21 protein-coding genes are annotated in these 21,947 nt (G+C 71.7%); 9 read left to right on the plus strand and 12 right to left on the minus strand.

All coding sequences use genetic code 11. The features are described 5' to 3' along the window. The first annotated feature begins 45 nt into the window (after positions 1–45). Positions 46–492, plus strand: a complete 447-nt coding sequence (locus tag ACFYPN_RS05030; protein ID WP_358760745.1) for a DUF2550 domain-containing protein — start codon at positions 46–48, stop codon at positions 490–492. A gap of 410 nt (positions 493–902) precedes the next feature. On the opposite strand, the gene ACFYPN_RS05035 is transcribed toward ACFYPN_RS05030, so the two are convergent. Next, positions 903–2,789 carry a glycoside hydrolase family 18 chitinase gene (locus ACFYPN_RS05035; protein WP_358760694.1) on the minus strand — a complete coding sequence of 629 codons (1,887 nt, stop codon included), beginning with the start codon at positions 2,787–2,789 and terminating at the stop codon, positions 903–905. Between the two features lie 398 nt (positions 2,790–3,187). Between ACFYPN_RS05035 and ACFYPN_RS05040 the strand changes: the two genes are divergently transcribed. Continuing rightward, complete coding sequence (locus ACFYPN_RS05040) at positions 3,188–4,243, plus strand: phosphotransferase (protein ID WP_358760695.1); 1,056 nt, start codon at positions 3,188–3,190, stop codon at positions 4,241–4,243. 85 nt (positions 4,244–4,328) lie between these two features. On the opposite strand, the gene ACFYPN_RS05045 is transcribed toward ACFYPN_RS05040, so the two are convergent. After that, the gene (locus ACFYPN_RS05045; protein WP_358760696.1) at positions 4,329–4,901 is read right to left on the minus strand and encodes a cob(I)yrinic acid a,c-diamide adenosyltransferase; all 573 of its coding nucleotides are present in this window, start codon (positions 4,899–4,901) and stop codon (positions 4,329–4,331) included. Positions 4,902–5,155: 254 nt separating this feature from the next. Between ACFYPN_RS05045 and ACFYPN_RS05050 the strand changes: the two genes are divergently transcribed. From ACFYPN_RS05050 to ACFYPN_RS05060, 3 genes are all read left to right on the plus strand, one after another. Continuing rightward, on the plus strand, positions 5,156–6,004 hold the full coding sequence (locus ACFYPN_RS05050; RefSeq protein WP_389296741.1) for a 3-hydroxyacyl-CoA dehydrogenase family protein: 849 nt from the start codon (positions 5,156–5,158) through the stop codon (positions 6,002–6,004). A gap of 256 nt (positions 6,005–6,260) precedes the next feature. Beyond that, positions 6,261–6,584, plus strand: coding sequence for an STAS domain-containing protein (locus tag ACFYPN_RS05055; RefSeq protein ID WP_358760698.1), 324 nt, complete (start codon positions 6,261–6,263; stop codon positions 6,582–6,584). Between the two features lie 236 nt (positions 6,585–6,820). Then, positions 6,821–9,421: an ATP-binding protein gene (locus ACFYPN_RS05060; RefSeq protein WP_389296742.1), complete on the plus strand. Its 2,601-nt coding sequence runs from the start codon at positions 6,821–6,823 to the stop codon at positions 9,419–9,421. Positions 9,422–9,774: 353 nt separating this feature from the next. Here the strand turns inward: ACFYPN_RS05060 and ACFYPN_RS05065 are convergent, their stop codons facing one another. The 4 genes from ACFYPN_RS05065 to ACFYPN_RS05080 are packed head-to-tail and all read right to left on the minus strand — an operon-like array spanning position 9,775 to position 11,151. Next, the gene (locus ACFYPN_RS05065; RefSeq protein WP_389296744.1) at positions 9,775–9,960 is read right to left on the minus strand and encodes a hypothetical protein; all 186 of its coding nucleotides are present in this window, start codon (positions 9,958–9,960) and stop codon (positions 9,775–9,777) included. Beyond that, positions 9,957–10,676, minus strand: a complete 720-nt coding sequence (locus tag ACFYPN_RS05070; RefSeq protein WP_389296745.1) for a hypothetical protein — start codon at positions 10,674–10,676, stop codon at positions 9,957–9,959. The genes ACFYPN_RS05065 and ACFYPN_RS05070 overlap by 4 nt, the downstream gene beginning before the upstream one ends. Beyond that, complete coding sequence (locus ACFYPN_RS05075; RefSeq protein WP_389296747.1) at positions 10,673–10,891, minus strand: hypothetical protein; 219 nt, start codon at positions 10,889–10,891, stop codon at positions 10,673–10,675. Before ACFYPN_RS05075 ends, ACFYPN_RS05070 begins: the two co-directional genes overlap by 4 nt. Beyond that, positions 10,891–11,151: a hypothetical protein gene (locus ACFYPN_RS05080; RefSeq protein WP_389296749.1), complete on the minus strand. Its 261-nt coding sequence runs from the start codon at positions 11,149–11,151 to the stop codon at positions 10,891–10,893. Before ACFYPN_RS05080 ends, ACFYPN_RS05075 begins: the two co-directional genes overlap by 1 nt. A gap of 723 nt (positions 11,152–11,874) precedes the next feature. Between ACFYPN_RS05080 and ACFYPN_RS05085 the strand changes: the two genes are divergently transcribed. Then, positions 11,875–12,519, plus strand: a complete 645-nt coding sequence (locus tag ACFYPN_RS05085) for a helix-turn-helix domain-containing protein (protein ID WP_358760400.1) — start codon at positions 11,875–11,877, stop codon at positions 12,517–12,519. A gap of 170 nt (positions 12,520–12,689) precedes the next feature. Then, positions 12,690–13,478 (plus strand): S16 family serine protease, encoded by a 789-nt coding sequence (locus tag ACFYPN_RS05090; protein WP_358760402.1) that lies wholly within the window; start codon positions 12,690–12,692, stop codon positions 13,476–13,478. A 75-nt stretch (positions 13,479–13,553) separates the two neighbouring features. On the opposite strand, the gene ACFYPN_RS05095 is transcribed toward ACFYPN_RS05090, so the two are convergent. From ACFYPN_RS05095 to ACFYPN_RS05115, 5 genes are read right to left on the minus strand one after another with little or no spacing between them, the layout of a single operon-like run. Beyond that, positions 13,554–14,519: a glycine betaine ABC transporter substrate-binding protein gene (locus ACFYPN_RS05095; RefSeq protein ID WP_389296966.1), complete on the minus strand. Its 966-nt coding sequence runs from the start codon at positions 14,517–14,519 to the stop codon at positions 13,554–13,556. A gap of 38 nt (positions 14,520–14,557) precedes the next feature. Further along, on the minus strand, positions 14,558–15,433 hold the full coding sequence (locus ACFYPN_RS05100) for an ABC transporter permease (protein WP_389296751.1): 876 nt from the start codon (positions 15,431–15,433) through the stop codon (positions 14,558–14,560). After that, a complete protein-coding gene (locus ACFYPN_RS05105; RefSeq protein WP_358760406.1) occupies positions 15,430–16,704 on the minus strand; it encodes a betaine/proline/choline family ABC transporter ATP-binding protein in 1,275 nt (424 codons plus the stop codon). The genes ACFYPN_RS05100 and ACFYPN_RS05105 overlap by 4 nt, the downstream gene beginning before the upstream one ends. Further along, positions 16,697–17,344 (minus strand): ABC transporter permease, encoded by a 648-nt coding sequence (locus tag ACFYPN_RS05110; RefSeq protein ID WP_358760408.1) that lies wholly within the window; start codon positions 17,342–17,344, stop codon positions 16,697–16,699. The genes ACFYPN_RS05105 and ACFYPN_RS05110 overlap by 8 nt, the downstream gene beginning before the upstream one ends. A 16-nt stretch (positions 17,345–17,360) precedes the next feature. Next, entirely contained in the window at positions 17,361–17,834 is a 474-nt protein-coding gene (locus tag ACFYPN_RS05115; protein WP_389296968.1) for an Lrp/AsnC family transcriptional regulator, read from the minus strand. 134 nt (positions 17,835–17,968) lie between these two features. Here ACFYPN_RS05115 and hppD point away from each other — a divergent pair, with 134 nt between their 5' ends. Continuing rightward, a complete protein-coding gene (hppD, locus tag ACFYPN_RS05120; protein WP_358760410.1) occupies positions 17,969–19,114 on the plus strand; it encodes a 4-hydroxyphenylpyruvate dioxygenase in 1,146 nt (381 codons plus the stop codon). Between the two features lie 107 nt (positions 19,115–19,221). Next, positions 19,222–20,031 carry a DUF4097 family beta strand repeat-containing protein gene (locus ACFYPN_RS05125; protein WP_389296754.1) on the plus strand — a complete coding sequence of 270 codons (810 nt, stop codon included), beginning with the start codon at positions 19,222–19,224 and terminating at the stop codon, positions 20,029–20,031. Between the two features lie 48 nt (positions 20,032–20,079). On the opposite strand, the gene ACFYPN_RS05130 is transcribed toward ACFYPN_RS05125, so the two are convergent. After that, a complete protein-coding gene (locus tag ACFYPN_RS05130; protein WP_389296755.1) occupies positions 20,080–21,852 on the minus strand; it encodes a tetratricopeptide repeat protein in 1,773 nt (590 codons plus the stop codon). Positions 21,853–21,947 lie beyond the last annotated feature (95 nt).

Below are 21,947 nucleotides of genomic sequence, written 5' to 3' on the forward strand. Positions count from 1 at the left end.
CGGTTCGTTTTCTGGTTACTCGACGATGCGAGGAGGTCGGTGGAGATGGTCCTCGCGTTGTGGGTGGGCGGAGTCGTCCTCGTACTGATCCTGGTGGGACTCTTCGTCTTCGGTCTGCGCCGACGCCTCATCCAGCGCTCGGGCGGGACCTTCGACTGCAGTCTGCGCTGGGACGTTTCCACCGAACCCGACCCCACCGGCAAGGGCTGGGTCTACGGAGTCGCCCGTTACAGCGGTGACCGCGTCGACTGGTTCCGGGTGTTCTCCTACTCCCCGCGCCCGCGCCGCTCCCTGGAGCGCGGTGCCATCGAGGTGGTCGACCGCCGGCTTCCCGAGGGCGAGGAGGAGTTGGCACTGCTCTCCGACTCCGTCGTGCTCGGCTGCACCCTGCGGGGGATCCGTCTGGAGCTGGCGATGAGCGAGGATGCGCTGACGGGATTCCTCGCGTGGCTGGAGGCGGCGCCGCCCGGCCAGCGGGTGAACGTGGCGTAGTCGGTACGCCCGCGGGATCTCTCCCGCAGGCACGTGTGTCCCCGGGGCTCCTCCCGGGCAGGGCCGGTGATTCTTTCCCGGCCTTCTTCTCGTTCCCAGTCCCAGTCCCAGCGCGGGTGCGGGTGCGGGTGCGGGTGTCGGTGGCGGTGCTGTGGGCACTCGGTGGAGTCGTTCCTGCGGGCGCGGTGGTAGCCGGGGGTGCCCGCCCGGTGCTGCGAACCCCCGTCCTCTCCCACACGGCCCGTACAGCCCCGCCGTGGAGCTCCGCCGTACAGCCCCGCCGTGGAGCTCCGCCGTACGACGCCCCGAACATGCGAAAGACCGGGGAGACAGGGGGCGGACCTGTCTCCCCGGCGCTTTCGGGGGTGGTGCTGGGTGGTGCTGGTCAGAGGGGAGGGGCCCCTGCCGGCTTACTTGAGGCTGTTGCCCATCGCCTTCACGAGCTCACCGTTGCTGGTGTCGCCGCTGAACTCCCAGAAGAACGCGCCGCCCAGACCCTGGGTCTTCGCCCAGGCGATCTTGGAGGCGATGGTCGCCGGGGTGTCGTAGCTCCACCAGTTGGTGCCGCAGTGGGCGTAGGCCGTACCGGCGATGGTGCCGGTGACCGGGCAACTGGTCTTCAGGACCTTGTAGTCCTCGATGCCCGCCTCGTAGGTGCCGGGCGCCGCGCCGGTCGCGGTACCGCCGGGGGCGTCCTGCGTGACGCCGGTCCAGCCGCGGCCGTAGAAGCCGATGCCGAGGAGCAGCTTGGCCGCGGGCACGCCCTGGGCCTTGAGCTTGGCGATGGCGTCGGCGGTGGTGAAGCCGGCCTGCGGGATGCCGGAGTACGAGGTCAGCGGAGAGTGGGGGGCCGTCGGGCCCTTGTCCGCCCAAGCTCCGAAGAAGTCGTACGTCATGACGTTGTACCAGTTGAGGTTCGCCGAGGCGCCCGCGTAGTCGGTGGCCTCGATCTTGCCGCCGGCGGAGCCGTCCGCCGTGATGGCGGCGGTGACCAGGTTGGAGGTGCCGAACTTGGTGCGCAGCGCGGAGGTGAGGTTCTTCAGGGCCGCCGGGCCGCTGGTGTCACAGGTGAGACCGCAGGCGTTGGGGTACTCCCAGTCGATGTCGATGCCGTCGAAGACATCGGCCCACCGCGGGTCCTCGACCAGGTCGTAGCAGGACTGGGCGAACGCGGCCGGGTTCTTCGCCGCTTCACCGAAGCCACCGGACCAGGTCCAGCCGCCGAAGGACCAGAGGACCTTGATGTTCGGGTACTTGGCCTTCAGCTTGCGGAGCTGGTTGAAGTTGCCGCGCAGCGGCTGGTCCCAGGTGTCGGCGACCCCGTCGACGGCCTGGTCGGCGGTGTACGCCTTGTCGTAGTCGGCGTAGGAGTCACCGATGGCGCACTTGCCGCCGGTGACGTTGCCGAAGGCGTAGTTGATGTGGGTGATCTGCTCGGCGGAACCCGAGGTGACCAGGTTCTTCACGTGGTAGTTGCGTCCGTAGACGCCCCACTCGGTGAAGTAGCCGAGGTTGACCTTGCCGGCCGTGGGTGTGCCGGGATCGGTGGTGCCGCCGCCACCGGTGGTGGTGACCTTGACGGCGCCGGAGACCGGGCCCGTCACGTCGGAGGTGTCGCGCGCCTGCACGCTGTACGAGTACGCGGTACCGGCGGTCAGCGCGGTGTCGGTGTACGTCGTGGTGGTGACGGTGGCGACCTTCGCGCCGTCGCGCAGCACGTCGTAGTTCTTGATGCCCGAGTCGTCGGTGGCGGCGGTCCAGCTGAGCTTCGCCGAGGTGTTGGTGATGGCGCTCGCGGTCGGGGTACCCGGCGCGGAGGGGGCGCTGTTGCCCGGCACCGTGGTGCCGCCGTCACAGGAGGCGCCGTTCAGCTTGCAGCTGCTGGGAGAGCCGGTGCCCGAACCGTTGAAGCCGAAGCTGATGCTCGCGCCGGCGGCGAGGCTGCCGTTCCAGCCGAGGTTCTTGGCGGTCCAGTGGGTGCCGGAGTTGGTGACGGTGGCGTCCCAGGCGGAGGTGACCGAGGTACCTGCGGGGTAGTCCCACTCGATCGTCCACGAGGAGAGCGCGGTGGTGCCGGTGTTCTTCACCGTCCACTGGCCCTCGAAGCCGGTGCCCCAGTCGGACTTCTTGACGTACGCGGCGGTGGCCGAGGTGGCCGCCGACGCGGGAGAGGCGAGGCCGACCATCGCGGCGATCGGCAGCAGCAGTGCGGAGAGGCCCGCTATCGCTTTGGTCCTGCCGCTTCTTCTGAGCGTCCATCCGAATCTGGTCCGGCGTTGGGGGGTCTCGGTGCTCAACGGTGCTCCTCGGGTGAGGTCCGACAAACGGGGGGTGGTTCGTGGACTGCAGACCCTGCGCCGCCCTGAGTGCGCTTTGTCATGTGCGCGCTCATCGCAGTGTGTTGCGGTGAGACTAGGAAGGTCTGGACCAATCGTCAAGAGGTCTGGACCAGATGAAGTCGGCAGCGCCGGTGAGCGTGATCACGGGCTCAACTCCCGCGCGGGAAGCACCCGCTCGGGCCCGAAGTCGCCGACCCGCCCGGTCGGCAACCCGCTGACGTGCGGCTTCGCCGGCCGCGTCGCTCCTGGAGCGGGTCACGCCGCCCCAGGAGCGGGCCGCGCCGCGGGCGCCGCCGGAAGGGGCGCGCGACCGGGACGCTCTGTCTCTCCCGCGACCCACGGCTACGCTCGTCGCCATGCCGAACCGACTGCCCTTCGACGGAGCGCCGTTCTCCGGCGTGGGTGTCCCCGAGCGGGCCAAGCTCCTGGACAGCAGCCCCCGATCGCGGGTGTGGCGGGTGCGGCTGACCGACCGACGGCTGGTGGTCGTCAAACAGATCGTCGACGGCGGGGACGAGGGTGCCGACGCGGACACGCGCTTCGCGCGCGAGGTCACCGGGCTGCGCCTGGCGGCGCGGGCAGTCGGACCTGCCGTGGCCCCGGCGGTCCTCGCTGCCGACCCGCTCTCGCGCGTGATGGTCCTCGAACACCTGGAGGACCTCGGCAGGACGGACGACTGGTTGCCCGGGTACGCCGAGTCGCTCGCCCGCCTGCACGCGCAGACCGGGCCGGCCGACGCCGGCGCGCTCCCCGCCTGGTCGGGGCCCACGGCGACGGACGCGGAGTCCTTCCTCGCCCTGGCCGGGGCCCTCGACGTGTCCGTACCGTCCACGGCTCACGGCGAACTCGGTGATCTGCTCCAGCGGTTGGACCCCGCGCCGCACCACGCGCTGCTGCACGGCGACCCCTGCCCCGGCAATGATCTGCGTACCGCCGAGGGTGTCCGTTTCGTCGACTTCGAGCGGGCCTCACTCGGTAATGGGCTGGTGGAGCTCGCCTACGTCCGCATCGGATTCCCCACCTGCTGGTGTGCCATGTCGGTCACCGGCGCCCCGCTCGCGGAGGCCGAGTCGGTCTACCGGTCCACCTGGCGCGACCTCACCGGGAAGGATGTGCCGGGCGACCTCGCCGACGCGTGCGCGGGCTGGCTGATCCAGGGCGACGCACTCGTCGAGCGGGCCCACCGCGGCACAGCCGACCAGCTCGCCCGGGTGGCCGTCGAAGACTTCGACTGGGGTTACGTCTCCGCCCGCGAGCGGCTCGTCCACCGCCTGGGCGTGGTCGCCGAGATGACCCGCGACCACGATCACCTGCACGCGGTCGGCCGGCTCGGCTCCGCCATGGCCGACCGACTGCTCGCCCACCGGCCGGCACCGCGTCCGCTGCCCACCCAGGCCGTCAGGCCCTGGTAGTGGCCTGCGGGCAGCGGTCTTCGGGCGGCGATCCCGCGGTCTGCGGTCTGCGGGCAGCGCCCGACCGGCCCCGGCGGGACAGCCCTCAGCGGTCCCCGCCCGGCACCCAGAGCACGTCGCCGACCTCCTTGTTCGCCGTCCTGGCCAGGATGAACAGGAGGTCGGAGAGGCGGTTCAGATACGTGGCGGTCAGCGCGTTCATCACGTCCCCGTGCACCTCCAGCGCCGCCCAGGTGGAGCGCTCCGCGCGCCGGACGACCGTGCACGCCTGGTGGAGGAGCGCGGCGCCCGGGGTGCCACCCGGAAGGATGAAGCTCCTCAGCTTCTCCAAATCCTCCAGGAAGCGGTCGCAGTCGGCCTCCAGCTTGTCGACGTAACTCTGCTCCACCCGCAGCGGCGGGTACTTCGGGTTCTCCACCACGGGCGTCGACAGGTCGGCGCCCACGTCGAAGAGGTCGTTCTGTACCCGGACGAGGACCTTCACCACGTCCTCGGAGAGCCGGCCGAGCGCCACCGCCGTCCCGATGGCCGCGTTGGCCTCATTGGTGTCGGCGTACGCCGAGATCCGGAGATCGGTCTTGGCGGTACGGCTCATGTCACCGAGGGCGGTCGTGCCGGTGTCGCCGGTACGGGTGTAGATACGCGTCAGATTGACCATGCGGCCAGGCTATGCGGATCGCGGCGGCCCCGGACTCCGTTCCTCGCGTGGCCGTGGTCACGCGGCAACTGCCGCCCGGGCGCCGCCGCCTGACGCGAGGCGGTGTGATGTCCGTCATGTGAGACGTGACGCGCATCTCTTAGCGGTCACACCGCCCCTCACGAGTACTAATCTCCGCCGGAGAGCACATGAAGGACCGTCGGAAAGAGTGCGTCAGAACTGCCGCACGGGCGACGAGACAAAAGGGGTGTGACGTGGCCGGGAAGCTCGCCGTCATCGGGGCCGGACTCATGGGGTCCGGTATCGCGCAGGTCTCCGCCCAGGCCGGCTGGGACGTCGTGCTGCGGGACGTCACCAACCAGGCCCTGACTCGCGGGCTGGACTCCGTCAAGGCGTCGTACGAGAAGTTCGTCGCCAAGGGGAAGCTGACGGCGGACGACGCCGGGGCCGCGCTCGCCCGCATCAGCACGACCACCGATCTGGACGCCGTCGCCGACGCGGACATCGTGGTCGAGGCCGTGTTCGAGAAGCTGGAGGTCAAGCACGAGATCTTCCGCGCCCTCGACGAGGTCGTGCGGGAGGACACCGTCCTCGCCTCCAACACCTCCGCCATCCCGATCACCAAGATCGCGGCGGTGACGAAGCGCCCGGAACGGGTGGTCGGGGTGCACTTCTTCTCGCCCGTACCGATGATGCAGCTCTGCGAACTCGTCCGGGGCTACAAGACGAGCGACGAAACGCTCTCCGCGGCACGGCAGTTCGCCGAGTCGGTCGGCAAGACCTGCATCGTCGTCAACCGGGACGTGGCGGGCTTCGTCACCACCCGGCTGATCTCCGCGCTCGTGGTCGAGGCGGCGAAGCTCTACGAGTCGGGTGTTGCCACCGCCGAGGACATCGACACCGCCTGCAAGCTCGGCTTCGGCCACGCCATGGGCCCCCTCGCGACCGCCGACCTGACCGGCGTCGACATCCTCCTGCACGCCGCGTCCAACATCTACACGGAGTCGCAGGACGAGAAGTTCGCCGCCCCCGAGCTGATGCGCCGGATGGTCGACGCGGGTGACATCGGCCGCAAGAGCGGGCAGGGCTTCTACACCTACTGAGGAACCACCCCGCTTCCCCGGGGCCCGCGCCGCGCCGTCGGCCGGGTCCCGGGTGCCCGGGACACGGGGGCCGTGCCCGGCCCCGGAGGAAGCCGGACCGGAAACGGTGCCGGACCCGCGGACCGGGATCACCCCACAGGGTGAATTCGATCTCGGTTCGCTCACAGGCGGCAACTTCCCCGCTCCCGCCACAGTCACTTGTGGCAAGAGCGGGCAGCCACACGGACTCTTGTACGAAGCGATACGGGGAGCGCATATGCACATCAGGGGCGACCACGCCGAGCTGGTCGTCGGGGGCCGCCTCGACGTCCGGAGCGCGGCGGACGCCCGTACGGTTCTGCACGCCGCCGTCGACGACGGCGTCGGTGACCTCGTGCTCGATCTGTGCGAGCTGGACTCCTGGGACGCCACAGGACTCGGCGTGATCATGGGAGTGCACCGCAGGGCGGGCCGTGCCGGACGTCGTCTGGTGCTCCGCGGCGTACCTCCGCAGATGCAGCGCCTGCTGGTGGCGACCCGGTTGCACCGCATCCTAACCATCGAAGGCGGGATCGCCGCCGAATCCCTGCCGCGGGTCTGAGGGCCTGGCGGGCAGTGTCCGGCCGAGGCCCGGCATGACCAGCGACCGAACCGGGCAATACACCTGAGAACGGGATGTCCCGGGCGCCTTCCACCCCCGCCGACGCGACGGGACCAACGAAGGATTAGGGTTCGGCCCGTCCGCCGATCGACCGAACCCGCAGGCGGACACCACGAGCAACAGCGGCACGTGCGCGCCGGACGGGCAGCAGCGCGACGCGTCTGGGGGACTTGACGATGAACCCGACAGCACGGGACCCGGAGCAGTACGGCGGTCACGACAAGGACGGGAGCGGCGAGGCACCCGCCCGGCGCCGGCCGTCCCGCGACGTCCTGCCGACCGAGCTCGTACCCCAGGCGGGGGCCAAGGCCCGCGTCGTGCGACTCATATCCGGCGACCTCCTGATCACGGTCAACCCCGTGGACGGCAGCGAGGCCGAGCCCTGCCCGCCCGGTATGCGGCCGGAGGCCCCGCTCCGGCGCACCGCCGAGGAACGTGCCACCCGCGAGCGTGCGGCCGAGCCCCCCGTACCGCCGGGACCGCCCGCTCCGCAACTGCCGCTGCTGGAGCGCGAGGAGGAGCGCGGACGGCTCGTACGCCTGCTCGCCAGGGGCCGTTCGGTCCGTCTCAGCGGCCCGGCCGGCTCCGGTCGTACCGCCCTGCTGGACGCTGTGGCGGCGGACTGCGCCGAACTCGCGCCCGACGGTGTCGTCCGGCTCTCCGGCCACCGGCGCACCGCTCCCGACCTGCTGCACGCGCTCTACGAGGCCGTCTACGACGCCCCCCTGCGCCGTCCCGAGCGCGAGGAGCTCCTGAGCGCGCTCTCCGGGATCGGCGCGGTCGTCCTCGTGGACGACCTGGAGTTCGACGGTGCCGCCCTCGATGAGCTCCTCGACGCCACCCCCGAGTGCGCCTTCCTCTTCGGTACCACCCACGACGTGGCCGCGGAGGCCGGACTCGACGAGGTCTCCCTCGCCGGGCTGAGCCGTGCCGCCGCCACCGATCTGCTGAGCCGGGTGGCCGGACGGCCGCTCACCGACGAGGAGTCGAACTGGTCGGGCGACCTCTGGTTCGAGTCCGAGGGGCTCCCGCTGCGGTTCGTCCAGGCGGGCGCCCTGCTGCGCCAGCGCGACCAGCTCCGGGAGATCCCGGAGGACTTCGACGAGTACGGCGCGTTCGAGGAGCGGCCCGCGGGCGCCCCGCCCGTCCCCCTCCTTTCGGTCCCGGACGACGAGGTGCCGCTGCCCAGCATCGGCGAGGCCGCCGCGCCCGCCCTGCTGCTCGCCTCCCGTCTCAGCGAGGCCGCCCGGGAAGCCCTGCGGTTCGCCGTCGCGCTCGGCGGCGAGGTGCCGCACCAGGCACACCTCCCGGCGCTGATCGGACACACCCACGCCGATGCCGCGCTCGGCGAACTCGCCGGCGCCGGGCTCCTCTCCCCGGCCGGCTCCCGTTACCGGCTGGCCGCCGGAGTCCAGGTCCAGCTGGAGCTGGGCGGCTACGCGGAGGGCGCCGAGGAGCGCGCCCGTACCGTCGCCGACCACTACGCCTGGTGGGTCAAGCACCCCTCGGTGACCCCCGCCCGCACGGTCGCCGAAGCCGACGCCGTACTCGCGGCGATGACGGCCCTGCTCCCCGGCGACAGCCCGGAGGCGGCCCCGGCCGCCGTCCGGCTCGCCCGGAGCGCAGCCCCCGCGTTCGCCGCCGCCCTGCAGTGGGGCGCCTGGGAGAAGGCCCTGCGGGTCGGCCAGGAGGCGTCCCGGCTGGCCGGCGAAGTGGCCGAAGAAGCTTATTTCCACCACGAGTTGGGCGTCCTCGCGCTCTGCGCCGGGCATCTGGACCGGGCGCGGGCGGAGCTGGAGGCGTCGATCGGGCTGCGCGGCGCGCTCGCCGACCGGTCCGGTACCGTCGCCGGACGCCGCGCGCTCGCCCTGGTCACCGACCGTTCCGGCACGCTGCTGCCGGGAGCACTGCTGCCGGGGGTGATCCCGAGCGGGGCGGTCCCGAACCGGGCGGTGCCGAACGGGACCGCTGCGGGCGGCCGGGGCGACGGTGCCGCGACGGAGGTCCTGCCGGCCCTGCCCCCGCTGCCCGCTCTGCCGCGTCAGACGCTGGTGGTGGAGGAGCCGCCCGTGGTGACGCAGGCGGTGCCGGCACTCGGCAAGGCCGGGCGTCCCACCGGCGTGAAGGCCCTGGGCCGGACCGTCGTCCACGGGGCCCGGCGCAACCTCGTCGCCGTCGGCGCCGGCGCGCTGCTGGTCGCGGTGCTCGGTACCGTCGTGACGCTCGGCGCCACCGCGGGCAGCGAGGACACCGGCAACCGGAGCGTCACCCCGGGGCACTCCGCCGAGGAGGGCGACGAGGAGAGCTCGGCCCCGGACGGGGGCACCCCGGCCGACGGCGGGGGCACGGGCAGCTCCGTACCGACCGGCAGCGCCTCCGCCCAGCCCGGCGCGTCGGGTACGCCCACTCCGGAGAGCACCGGCACACCCACCCCCGGCAGCAGCGGTGCGGCGCAGAGCCCGACGCCGGACACCTCCGCGCCCACCCCGTCGCGCACCGGCGGTCCGGTGTCCTCGCCGCCGGCCGGCGGGACCGTGCCGACCTCGCCCACCGGCTCCACGAGCACCAGCCCCTCGCCCTCGCCGTCGAGCGCCACCCCGTCCCCCAGCAGCTCGACGCCCACGGCGCCACCCTCCACAGAGACTCCGGGGGGCGGGGGAGGCGACACAGGCGGTACCGGCGAAGGCGGTGAAGCCACGGCCACCGCGTCCGGCACCGCCGAAGCGAGCCCCTGGGGGAGCCCCGGGACCGCGACGGCCACTCCGGACGGCGCCTGAGCAGTCGATTTCCGGACGGCGCGACGTTTCCGAGACACTCGGCGCCGCCCGAAACATCGATAACCGGACGGCTTGTCGATCAGATCGTCAGGTTGTCCGGTCCCGGCGCGGGCCGGCGAGAAACTAGTGCCGCGCCCGGCAGTGTTTGCCCCATGAGGAGCGGTGGTCGGTGCGTGTGATCGCCGGGCGGGGGGGGGGGGGGGGGGGGGGGGGGGCGCGCCGCCCCCCCCCCCCCCCCCCCCCCCCCCCCCCCCCCCCCCCCCGCCGCATCGCCGTCCAGTCGGCCGGTGACCCCGTTACGGGGCCCCGGCCCGTGTTCGTGTCAACTCCGCGGAGGGGGGCGCGGCTCTGGATCAGGTGGCCTTGTGCCCGTCGGGAACCTCGGCGGACAGTTTCGCCTCCGCGCTGCAGCCCAACTCCTGGGCGAGGGCTCGGGACAGGGAGTTGAGTATGGTCAGTGCGTCCTTGGGTGTGCTGCCGCGACTGGTCTGCCCGTGGTCGGTGTACATCTCGCCGGTGACCAATCCGGCGCCCTTCACCCCGGGGCACGCGAAGTACAGGGAAGCCGCGAGTCTTCTGTCCGTGGATGCGAACGCGCCCAAAGGGTAGTAAAGGCTCCCGTTGGGTCATCGGTTTTCTCCGCGTCGGAGAGGTCGGTGGCGGCGGGCAGGGAGTCGAACCTGATGATGATCAGCGGCTTGTCGACGTCCTCCAGGTAGATCCTGCAGTCCCCTGCGGCGGCCCCCTCCCGGCGGAGGTCCTCGGCTGCCGACTTCAGGGAGAACTTGTACGGGTTCCCGTCCGGGTCGGAACTCCCTCCCCGCTCCCAGTACCGGTCGGTGTCGGCCATCTTCCGGAGTGTGGACGCGCCGGCCCCGGCGAGTGTCCCGTCGCAGATCTCGGACGACGACTCCGCGGGAGGGTTCTTTGCCGCAGAGCCGTCGTCGCCGCTGCCGCAGGCGGTGGCACCGGCCATGAGCAGCGCCCCGCACACGACCCAGCACTTCTTCTTCATCGGTTTCCTCGATCGCGATCCAGTGAACCTGTGGTTGTCGGTCGGCCACACGGCCTGGTACGGGGCGATTCCGCGGTAATCGTCCCGTCCGGCACCCGTGCCGTAGTAGCTGTATCCGAGCGCATCGGACCAGCGCTCGTTACGGGACTGTGCCGCCACGTTCGGATTGGCCCCGAGGTAGCTTTCGTACGCCGTTCCCAGCCGCTGTTCGCCCTGCTCGTAGAACTTGGTGCTGGTCATCCGGGACTTCTGGGAGGCGTCGGCTTCGGAGCCGTCGATGCTCTGGTCGACCTCGTGTCCTGGCCCAGCACGCTGAGGAAACTGATCGCGCCCTGCTCGCCGAATCGGGCCCGGCCCTGGTAGGCGGCGGGAAACGCGTCGTCCATCCTGTCGCTACCGCCGAGCCGCGCGTCGAGCCCGGAGAAGTTTCCGCAGCGGAGTGCGTCGAGGTCCATCAGCGGGCCTCCCTCTCGTCGAATCCCGCGTCGAGGGTGCTGATGCTGCTGAGGGTGCCGGCGACGAAGACCTCGTCGCCGGCGTGCGCGCCCTTGGCGTAGTCGAGGTGGTGGGATATGTGCGCCGTCGCGTCGAGCAGACTCTGCACCTGGGCGACCCACCGTGCGGACACGTGGTCCAGAGCGCCGCCGAGCGCGTACCCCTCGGACTTCAGGCCGGAGGCTGCCTTCTGGGAGGACCCCCGGCATGGCCGCTGCACCTGGCTAAATCCTGGTGCAGTGGGAAAGCCGCGTCGCCCACTGCGGCCATGTCGTGCTGATTGACCCTCAGATCGCCCTGGGTGCCGACCGGAGGCTCCGACGGCAGATGGTTCAACCGCATCCGCGTGGAGTGATCTTCGGCCGCCTCGATCTTCAGCCGCTCCCATTCGTCCCATGCCATCGGCGGGCCGCCTCCCCGTGATTCCGTCCTCCGGCTGGAGGCCGTTCGGCCAGAAAACCTACCAACCGGACGGGTTGCTCGTGTCGCTGAATCGAACGGATGGCGGAAATGGTCATCCGGGACGGTGAGAACCATGATTTTTTGTCACATGCTGTTAACGCTGGTTCACCACAGGTGGCCGTGGTGACGCTCCGCGTCGTACGACATGGACGCGCGTAGACGTCCGTTTTCCGGACGCTTCCGCGCTGACCGGCGGTTATGGGGCGGAGGATCGGCGAGGGACCGGATTCTGGACGAGGCCTTCCGCTCAGCGGACTGCATCGCTACTGTCCGTCCATATGTGAACGCCCCGTGGCAAAGCCGCCGCGGAGCGCAGCCGGTTTCAGGTCGTATCCGCGCACACCATGCCCCTTCGGGCGACTGGTGCACCTTTCGGACACGGCCCGGACCAGACCGGCGGCCTCTCCGTGCGTCGCCGCTGGGACCGGCGTCGTATGTGCGCGGAGGCGCTGTCGTCGCTCACCTTCGGAGGGGACGGGTTGTGACCGCGGAGACTTCCCAGACACTCGACAGAGGACTACGTGTCCTCAAACTGCTCGCCGACACCGACCACGGGCTGACCGTCACCGAGCTGTCCAACCGGCTCGGCGTCAACCGCACGGTCGTCTACCGCCTGCTCGCCACACTCGAACAGCACACCCTCGTGCGCCGGGATCTCGGCGGCCGGGCCAGGGTCGGACTCGGCGTGCTGCGCCTGGGCCGCCAGGTGCACCCCCTCGTACGGGAGGCGGCACTGCCCGCCCTCCGCTCGCTGGCCGAGGACATCGGGGCCACCGCCCACCTGACGCTGGTCGACGGTTCGGACGCGCTCGCCGTCGCCGTCGTCGAGCCGACCTGGACCGATTACCACGTGGCGTACCGGCCCGGCTTCCGCCACCCGCTGGACCAGGGCGCCGCGGGGCGGGCCATCCTCTCCGCCCGGCAGCGCACCCTGGTGGACCACCCCGGCTACACCCTCACCACGGGGGAGTTGGAGGCGGGCGCCAGTGGGGCCGCGGCACCGCTGGTCGGTGTCTCCGGAGTGGAGGGGAGCGTGGGTGTGGTCATGCTCGCGGACTCGATCCCCGACCGGGTCGGCCCCCGCGTCCTGGACGCGGCCCGCGAGGTCGCCGACGCCCTCCGCTGAACGGGAGCCGACGACCGCCTCTCACTGACAGGTTCACGATCCTTCGGCCCCGTACGGTCCGGAGGTGCGGCGCCCCGCCCGTCCCCGGCCACCGGGCCCGCCCGCCCCGCGCCGTCGGGCCCATGGGCCCGACGCCCGGGGCGGGGCTCACCGGCAGATAGATTGGGCGGGTGCCCCTTCGTCTCTCGCGCCCCCGCACCCTCGCCCTCTGCGCGTTGCCGGTACTCGCCCTGTTCGGGACCGCCGCCTTCGCCCCGCTGCCGTTCACCGTGGCCCAGCCCGGCACCACGGCGAACGTCCTCGGCTCGGCGGACGGGAGGCCGGTGATCACCATCACCGGCGCCCCCACCCGCACCACCGAGGGCCAGCTGCGGATGACGACGATCGTCGCGACCGGGCCCAAGGCGGAGGTGCGCGCCGGTGACGTGATCGACGGCTGGTTCCGTACGGACCGGGCGATCATGTCCCGCAACTCGGTCTACCCGACCGGAGGTTCCGAGAAGCAGATCGAGCAGCACAACCTGAACGACATGAAGGAGTCCCAGGACGTCGCCGTCGACGCGGCCCTGAACTACCTCCACCGCGAGCAGGGCTCGATGACGTTCTCCCTCGACCTCGGTGACATCGGCGGCCCGAGCGCCGGCCTCTTCCTCGCCCTCGGCATCATCGACAAGCTCGACGGCAACGGCTCCGGCGGCGACCTCACCGGCGGCCGCACCATCGCCGGTACGGGCACCATCGCGGCGGACGGCACGGTGGGCGCGGTCGGCGGGGTCTCCATGAAGACCCAGGCCGCCCGGCGGGACGGGGCGACCGTCTTCCTGGTGCCGAAGGACGAGTGCGGCGGGGCGGAGGCGGAACTCCCGAAGGGGCTGCGGCTGATCCCCGTCACCACCCTCAAGGGGGCGGTGTCCGCGCTCGACGCCCTGGACAAGGGCGGCAGCGTCCCCAGCTGCTGAGCCTCGCGCCCGGCCGGGAACGCGGCCGTCGCCCCCGACCGGCCCGACCGGCCCGAGCACCCGACCGACTACACCTCAGCCGTCCTTGATGAACCCCTCCTGGAGCAGCCACTCCAGCGCCACCTCGTGCGGGTCCGCGCCCTCCACGTCGACCTTGGCGTTGAGCTCCTGGGCGACCTCGGTCGTCAGCTTCGCGCTCACCGGGTCCAGCAGGTCCGCGATCACCGGGTACTTGTCGAAGGTCGCCGTGTGGATGACCGGCGCCGCGTTGTAGTTCGGGAAGAAGTGCTTGTTGTCGGCGAGCACGTCCAGGTTCATCGCCTTGATCCGGCCGTCCGTCGTGAAGACCTCGCCCAGCAGGCAGGAGTCCGACTTGGACACCTGGGTGTAGATGATCCCGGCGTCCATCTTGCGGATGTTCGAGGCCGGCACGGACATCCCGTACGCCTTCTCCATCCCGGGCAGACCGTCGTCGCGGGAGGCGAACTCGTTCTCCACGCAGATCGTCACCGCGGACGGGTCCCTCTTCGAGAGCGCCGCCACGTCGGACAGGTCCTTCAGCTTGTACTTCTCGTTCTTCTTACGGCTGATGGCGAGCGCGTAGGTGTTGTTGAGGGTGGACTGGGGGAGCCAGGTCACCCCGTTGCGCCGGTCGACGTCACGTACCGCCTTCCACTGCTCCTGCGGGTCGTCGATCGGCTCCGCGTTGCCGAGGTAGGTGATCCAGCCGGTGCCCGTGTACTCGTACATCGCGTCCGCGTCGCCCTGCACGATCGCCTCGCGGGCGCTGATCGAGCCGGGGAGGTTGGTGCGGTCCAGCACCTCGGCGCCGGCCGCCTGGAAGACCAGGCCGATCATCTGGCCGAGGATGATGTTCTCGCTGAAGTTCTTCGAGGTGACCGTCAGCGAGGCGCCCTTCAGGGGCTCGCCGGCGCCCACCGACCCCGGCGACACGTCGTCCACCATCACCGAGCCGCTCTTGAGTCCGCACCCGCCGAGCACCAGCACCAGCCCCACGGCCCCGGCCACCCCCGCCCGCACCCTGGCCGCACCCCTGCGCGCTCCCACCGCCCGCGTCCTCACGGTGCCTCCAGTCCGCGCGGCGTCAGCACCACTTCCACCAGCGAGGCCAGCCAGTCCACCAGCAGCGCCAGCACCACGGTCAGCACCGACCCCAGCACCAGCACCGGCATGCGCTGCGTCTGGATGCCCGAGGTGATCAGGTCGCCGAGCCCGCCACCGCCGCCGAACGTGGCCAGCGTCGCCGTCCCCACGTTCAGCACCAGGGCCGTCCGCACCCCCGCGAGGATCAGCGGGACGGCGAGCGGCAGCTCCACCTTCGCCAGCGTCCCCGTACCCGACATCCCGATGCCCCGCGCCGCCTCCACGAGCGTCGGATCGATCGACCTGAGCCCCGCCACCGTGTTCGAGAGCACCGGCAGCACCGCGTAGATCACCATGCCGGTGATCGCCGTCGACGGCCCGATGCCCAGCCAGATCACCAGCAGGGCCAGCAGCCCGATCGCCGGGGTGGCCTGACCGATGTTGGCGATCGCGGTGAAGAGGGGTGCGGATCGCGACAGCCCCCTGCGGGTCAGCGCGATGCCCAGCGGAATGGCGATGATCAGCACCCAGAACGTCGAGATCGCCGTCAGCCGGACGTGCTGCCACCAGCGCAGTTCGACCGTGTCGCCCGCGATCGAGTTCTCCGCGATCGAGTCCAGGGTGACGTTGTTGATCCAGAAGTACGTCGCGACCAGCACCGCCGCCAGCACCAGCGGCAGCACCACCAGCTTCTGCCAGGTGATCCGGCGCGGCTGACGCGCCGGGGCGGGGGGCGGCTCGCTCTCCTCGTCCCGGAACGCCTTCCCCTTCACGTCGTGCTCGCCCGGCGGCCGGGTCGGCGCCGCTTCCCGGCCGGACGGGTCGCGCCCCTGACGGCTGCTGGGGGTCATGCGCCGCCACCCCCCTCCAGCTCCTGCTCCGTCTGATGGCTGCGCAACTCCTCCAGCTCGTGCTGGTGCTCCATCGCCGTGAGCCGGTCCGCCTCCAGCAGCTCCTGCACGTTGTCCATCAGGGTGCGCATGTCCACCACCCCGACGAACTCCCCGCGCCGCCCGGTCACCGCGGCCCGTCCTCCGCTGTCGGTGAGCACCGCCTCCAGCGCGTCGTGCAGCGTGGCGTCCCGGGTCACCGTGTCGTGCACCAGCTGCCCGGCCCGTGCGAGCGAACCGCGCGCCCGCATCAGGTCGCCGCGCCGCAGCCACTTGTAGGGGCGGTTCTTGCGGTCCAGCATCAGCAGTTCGTTGTGCGGGCCGCTGCGCAGCTTGTTGAAGATGTCCTGGAGCGGGTCGTCGACGGTCACGGTGGGGAAGTCCGCGACGACCACGTCCCGGACCCGGGTGAGGTTGAGCCGCTTCAGCGCCGCGCCCGCCCCCACGAAGCCGGAGACGAAGTCGTCCGTCGGGTTGGTGAGGATCGCCTCCGGGGTGTCGAACTGCGCGATGTGCGAACGCTCCCGCAGCACCGCGATCCGGTCACCGAGCTTGATCGCCTCGTCGAAGTCGTGGGTGACGAACACGATCGTCTTGTGCAGCTCGTGCTGGAGCCGGATCAGCTCGTCCTGGAGGTGGTCGCGGGTGATCGGGTCGACGGCCCCGAACGGCTCGTCCATCAGCAGCACCGGCGGGTCGGCGGCGAGCGCCCGCGCCACCCCCACGCGCTGCTGCTGGCCGCCGGAGAGCTGCCGCGGGTACCGGCCGTGGAACTCCCGGGGGTCGAGCCCGACCAGGTCGAGCATCTCCTCGACCCGGTCCTTCACCTTCCGCTTCGACCAGCCGATCATCTTCGGCACGAGGGCGATGTTGTCGGCGACCGTCATGTGCGGGAAGAGCCCGGAGGACTGGATCGCGTACCCGATCTTCCGGCGCAGCTTCACCGGATCCATGTCGGTGACGTCCTCGTCGCCGATCCTGATCCGGCCGGACGACGGCTCGATCAGCCGGTTGATCATCTTCAGCGTGGTCGACTTCCCGCAGCCGGACGGGCCCACGAAGATCACCGTCTCGCCCGCCCTGATGTCCATCGAGACGTTCTCCACGGCCGGGTTCGGGTTGCCCGGGTACAGCTTGGTGAGGTTCTCCAACTGGATGGTCGCCCCGGAGGTCTCCGGCGCCGCCTCCGGCTCGGCCGGCTCGGCGGTGGTGTCGCTAGCGGTCTCAGGCACGAATCCCCCTGGGAATGGTCAGCCGGCCGAGCAGGACGTACGCGGCGTCGAAGAGAAGGGCGAGGATGACGATGCCGAGCGTCCCGGCGAGTACCTGGTTGATCGCGTTGGCGCTGCCCAGCGAGGCGATGCCCCGGAAGATCTCGTTGCCGAGCCCCGGCCCGGAGGCGTACGCGGCGATGGCGGCGATCCCCATCAGCATCTGGGTGGCGACCCGGATGCCGGTGAGGATCGGCGGCCAGGCGAGCGGCAGCTCCACCCGGCACAGCCGGGCGATCCGTGACATCCCGATGCCCTTCGCCGCGTCCACCAGGGACGGGTCCACCCCGCGCAGCCCGACGATGCAGTTACGGACGATGGGCAGCAGCCCGTACATCGTCAGAGTGATCACGGTGGGCGCCACCCCGAGCCCCACCAGCGGGATCAGCAGACCGATCGCGGCCAGCGAAGGAATGGTCAGGATCGTCGCCGTGGACGTGATGGCGAACGCGCCGCCCCAGCCGCTGCGGTAACTGACCACCCCGATCAGCACCCCCAGCACCGTCGCGATGACCATGCACTGGAAGACCGCGCTGACGTGCTGGAAGGCGTCGGTGAGCAGTTGCTGGTGCCGGGTCGTCACGTACTCCCAGAAGCTCAACGCGCACTCCCTCGGATCAGTCGGTGTCCCTGGCGGCCTGCTCGACGAGCGGGATGACGCGCAGCGGAACGGGGTTCTCCATGACGATCGCCGTGGAGGCCCGGACGATCCCATCAAATCCGACAACCCGGTCGATGACGCGCTGGAGATCGGCGTTCGACCGCGCCACCAGCCGGCACAGCATGTCCCCCTGCCCGGTCGTCGTGTGCAGCTCCAGCACCTCCGGCACACCCATCAAGTGCGCCCGGATCTGGACTCCTTGGCCCTGCTTGATCTCCAGCGTCGCGAAGGCGGTGACGGGGTACCCGAGCGCCGCCGGGTCCACTTCCGGCCCGAACCCCCGGATGACTCCATTCGACTGAAGACGGTCCAGCCGTGCCTGCACCGTCCCCCGCGCCACCCCCAGCCGCCGCGACGCCTCCAGCACCCCTATCCGGGGCTCCCGGGCCAGCAGCACGATCAGTTCCCCGTCCAGACGGTCGATCCCCACGGTGCGCCCCGGCCCTTCGGATGTGATGGTCATCATGTACAGACAGGCCGCCCATACTGGCGGAGCACTGAGCGGATTGTTCAGCGAAAACGCAAACTGTTGCGCACCTTGCCCCGCGGGGGGAGCCTCGGACCATGACAGAGACCCTGCACACCGCTCCCGACACCGCACGGCAGGCCGACCCCTTCCCGGTCAAGGGGATGGACGCGGTCGTCTTCGCCGTGGGCAACGCCAAGCAGGCCGCGCACTACTACTCGACGGCCTTCGGCATGAAGCTGGTCGCCTACTCCGGACCGGAGAACGGCAGCCGCGAGACCGCGAGTTACGTCCTCACCAACGGCTCAGCCCGCTTCGTCCTCACCTCCGTCGTCAAGGCGTCCACCGAGTGGGGCACCTTCCTGGAGGAGCACGTCGCGGCCCACGGCGACGGTGTGATCGACCTCGCCATCGAGGTCCCCGACGCCCGTGCCGCGTACGCCTACGCCGTCGCGCACGGCGCGAGCGGCATCACCGAGCCGCACGAGCTGAAGGACGAGCACGGCACGGTCGTGCTCGCCGCCATCGCCACGTACGGCACCACCCGCCACACCCTCGTCGAGCGCGGTGGCTACGACGGCCCCTACCTCCCGGGCTTCACCGCCGCCGAGCCGATCGTCCAGCCCCCGGCGAAGCGCACCTTCCAGGCCGTCGACCACTGCGTCGGCAACGTCGAACTCGGCCGGATGAACGAGTGGGTCGCCTTCTACAACAAGGTCATGGGCTTCACCAACATGAAGGAGTTCGTCGGCGACGACATCGCCACCGAGTACTCCGCCCTGATGTCGAAGGTCGTCGCGGACGGCACCCTGAAGGTCAAGTTCCCGATCAACGAACCGGCCGTCGCGAAGAAGAAGTCGCAGATCGACGAGTACCTGGAGTTCTACGGGAGCGCGGGTGTCCAGCACGTCGCGCTCGCCACCAACGACATCGTCGGCTCCGTCCGCGCGATGCGCGCCGCGGGGGTGCAGTTCCTGGACACCCCCGACTCCTACTACGACACCCTCGGCGAATGGGCCGGCGAGACCCGCGTCCCGGTGGAGACCCTGCGCGAACTCAAGATCCTGGTCGACCGCGACGAGGACGGCTACCTGCTCCAGATCTTCACCAAGCCGGTCCAGGACCGGCCGACCGTCTTCTTCGAGATGATCGAGCGGCACGGCTCGATGGGCTTCGGCAAGGGCAACTTCAAGGCGCTCTTCGAGGCCATCGAGCGCGAACAGGAGCGCCGCGGCAACCTCTGAGCGACTTCCGGGCACCCCCCGACCACGCCACGACGGCCCGCGCCCCACCTCCGGGGTCGCGGGCCGTCGTGTGTCATGGACAGCGCTCCCCGGGGAAGACGGCCCCCATGAACGCCACTTCCTCCCGCCGGGTACGCCGGCTGGCACCCCTGCTGGTGGTCCTCCCCCTCCTCGCGGCGTGCGGGGGACACGACGGGGACTTTCGTACGCGCCCCGAGGCCGGGGCGGCCCCTGAGCTCTCCGGGGACACCCGGCTGGTGATCACCACCGAGAACGGGGTGCGGCTGCGTCCGGCCGACGGCGAACACGCCGTCACCGACCGTCAGGTGCGCGCCGACTGGACGCACCGCGGCGACACCTGGGTGCTCGACCTGACCTGCCGCGACACGGACGGCGACGGCGACCGTGACGGCGACGGTGACGGTGAAGACGGCGTCCGGGACGGCGACCGGGCGTGTCCCCGGATGCCGGTCGTCGACGTGCCCGCCGTCTCCTCCGTCACGGTCACCGCGCGGAACGCGGGCATCGACGTGGCCGGGATCGGCTCCCCGCTGAACCTGACCACCGTCAACGGGGACGTCACCGTCGTCCGGTCCGGCCGGGACGGCGCCACCGTCCGCCTCGCCACCCGCAACGGGTCCGTACGCACCACCACCCTGCGCTCCGGCCGGCTGCACGCCGAGACGGTGAACGGGGACGTGACCCTCGGCAGCACCACCTCGCCGTCCCCGCTCTCCGCCGCCACCACCAACGGCTCGCTCCGGGTGTCGCTGCCGCACGCCGCCCCCGCCTACCGCGTCGCCGCCACCACCCACAACGGCACCACCTCGGTGACCGTGCCGACCACCACCGAGCCGGACGGTCCCGCCATGACCCTCACCACCGTCAACGGCGACGCCACCGCGACCCGCGACTGAGCACGCCCGCGACTGAGCGCGCCCGACCGCGCCACGTGCCCGGCCGCGTCAGGCGGCCGGCCCGGCGGCGGGCGCGGAAGGCGTCACGGGTGCGGGAGCGGGTGCGGGCGCGGCGGAGGCCTTCGGCGCCGGTGCGACGGGTGCGGCCGGAGCCGCAGGCGCCACCGCCGAAGGCCTCGCGGGCGCGGCCGACGCTTCGCGCTGCGGTTCGGGAGCCGCCTTTGCCGGGTCCGGGCCCGTCCGCAGGTCCTGCGGTCCGCCCCCGGCCGGCTCGCCCAGCCCGTCCAGCGCCGCCCGGGCCGCCGGGGCGTCCAGCGGCGAGAAGGCCGGGTCGGTGCGCAGGGCCTCCGCCAGATGCCGGCGGGCCGCCCCGACGTCGCCCACCTCCGCCTCCATCATGCCGAGGTGATAGGCGTACGAAGCGCTGCGCACTCCGCTGTCGGCCGCCTTCAGGGCGAACTCCATCCCCTCCTCCGACTTCCCGGCCCGGTGCAGGGCCCAGCCCAGTGCGTCCGCGACCTCCGCGCCGCGCCGCTGCCCGTCCCACGCGGCACGCAGCCGCTCCACCGCCGCCTCGGGTTCGCCGTGGTCGCTCTCGTAACGGCCCAGCGGCAGCGTCTCGTCCACCCCGTTCCGCTCCGCCGCCGAGGCCATCCCCAGGAACGTGCCGTACTCGCTGGCGGCGTCCCCGTCGAGATCCAGGGACTCGTACAGCTCGGCGAGTTCGAGGGCGTACTCGGGGCGCGGGAGACGTTGCAGCACCCTCTGGTACTCCGCCATCGCCTCCTCACCACGGCCCAGCGCGGTCAGCGCGCGGGCCCGGCCGACGAGTGAGGCGTGGTGGCCCCGGTCGACGCGGAGCGCCGCGTCGTACTGCGCCAGCGCCTCCCCGGCCTCGCCGCGCTCGCGGGCCAGGTCGCCGAGGCGGTGCAGCGCCTCCGCCTTCTGCGCGGGGGTGACGGAGCGGTCGGCCGCCTCCTGCGCGGTGGCCAGCGCGTCCTCGCGCCACCCCTGGTTGCGGTACATCTCCGCGGTACGCCCCAGCGAGGGGGCGCCCTTGCGCAGGGCGGCGAACTTCCCGGTGGCCGTGCCGGCCGCCGCGTAGTCGCCGAGCCCGTTGTACGCGTCGATCAGCGCCGGGTACACCGCCCAGGCCGCGGGGGAACGGTCACGGACCGTCTCGCCCCACTTCTTCGCCGCCAGGAAATCGTGGCGGGCGTCGGCGAGTTCGGCCAGCCCCACCCAGGCGGCGGTGTTGCCGCGCTCTCCCGGCTCCGCCGCCAGCGAGCGCTTCAGTGCCTGCTCGGCACGGGGGTAGTACCCGAAGTCCGCGGACCGCCGGGCCCACTCCACGTACGCCGAGCCGAGCGCCGCCCAGGCCGGGGCATCCGCCGGGTGGCGCCGCACCCAGCCCTGCCGGTCGCCGATCAGGGCCGTCAGGTCGGAGAGCGAGGCGGGTGCCCCGGCCGCCGCCGCCGACCGGGCCCGGTCCGCCGGTCCCGGCGCCGCGGTGGCGCCCGGGTCGTCCTCCGGCACGGCCACCAGCGCGCCCGCCACCAGCACCCCGGCGGCCACCGCCCCGACCGCGGCGCGCCGCAGCGACGTCCGCAGGGCGGGCGGCGGGGACTGTGCGTCGGACCCGGCGGGCGGCACGGCCGTCGCCCCGGAAGGGCCCCCCGCGCCGCCCGGGGGAGACTCGTCGGCCGGGTCGCCGGGCGGTCCGCCCCCGGGCGGCACCTCCCGGCCGGCCCCGACCTGCGGGGACGGCGGTGCGGACGGCATCGTGCGGGCATCCGGGTCCTGCTGCGGCATGACATCCATACGATCACTCTGCGCCAGTACGGAGAGCGCACCGCGCTCCGGAACAGCCGCCGCAGACGGGTTCACACCATTGGCCGTCGGGTGCCAGGCTGGAG

This window comes from Streptomyces sp. NPDC005576 (assembly GCF_042871745.1).
Taxonomy (GTDB): domain Bacteria; phylum Actinomycetota; class Actinomycetes; order Streptomycetales; family Streptomycetaceae; genus Streptomyces.

Excerpts from the sequence above, each read along its gene's own strand:
- ACFYPN_RS05030 (WP_358760745.1), top strand. The coding sequence starts at position 46 with ATGGTCCTCGCGTTGTGGGTGGGCGGAGTCGTCCTCGTACTGATCCTG.
- ACFYPN_RS05040 (WP_358760695.1), top strand. The coding sequence starts at position 3,188 with ATGCCGAACCGACTGCCCTTCGACGGAGCGCCGTTCTCCGGCGTGGGT.
- ACFYPN_RS05045 (WP_358760696.1), bottom strand. The coding sequence starts at position 4,901 with ATGGTCAATCTGACGCGTATCTACACCCGTACCGGCGACACCGGCACG.
- ACFYPN_RS05055 (WP_358760698.1), top strand. The coding sequence starts at position 6,261 with ATGCACATCAGGGGCGACCACGCCGAGCTGGTCGTCGGGGGCCGCCTC.
- ACFYPN_RS05060 (WP_389296742.1), top strand. The coding sequence starts at position 6,821 with ATGAACCCGACAGCACGGGACCCGGAGCAGTACGGCGGTCACGACAAG.
- ACFYPN_RS05070 (WP_389296745.1), bottom strand. The coding sequence starts at position 10,676 with ATGACCAGCACCAAGTTCTACGAGCAGGGCGAACAGCGGCTGGGAACG.
- ACFYPN_RS05075 (WP_389296747.1), bottom strand. The coding sequence starts at position 10,891 with ATGGACCTCGACGCACTCCGCTGCGGAAACTTCTCCGGGCTCGACGCG.
- ACFYPN_RS05100 (WP_389296751.1), bottom strand. The coding sequence starts at position 15,433 with ATGACCCCCAGCAGCCGTCAGGGGCGCGACCCGTCCGGCCGGGAAGCG.
- hppD (WP_358760410.1), top strand. The coding sequence starts at position 17,969 with ATGACAGAGACCCTGCACACCGCTCCCGACACCGCACGGCAGGCCGAC.
- ACFYPN_RS05125 (WP_389296754.1), top strand. The coding sequence starts at position 19,222 with ATGAACGCCACTTCCTCCCGCCGGGTACGCCGGCTGGCACCCCTGCTG.
- ACFYPN_RS05130 (WP_389296755.1), bottom strand. The coding sequence starts at position 21,852 with ATGGATGTCATGCCGCAGCAGGACCCGGATGCCCGCACGATGCCGTCC.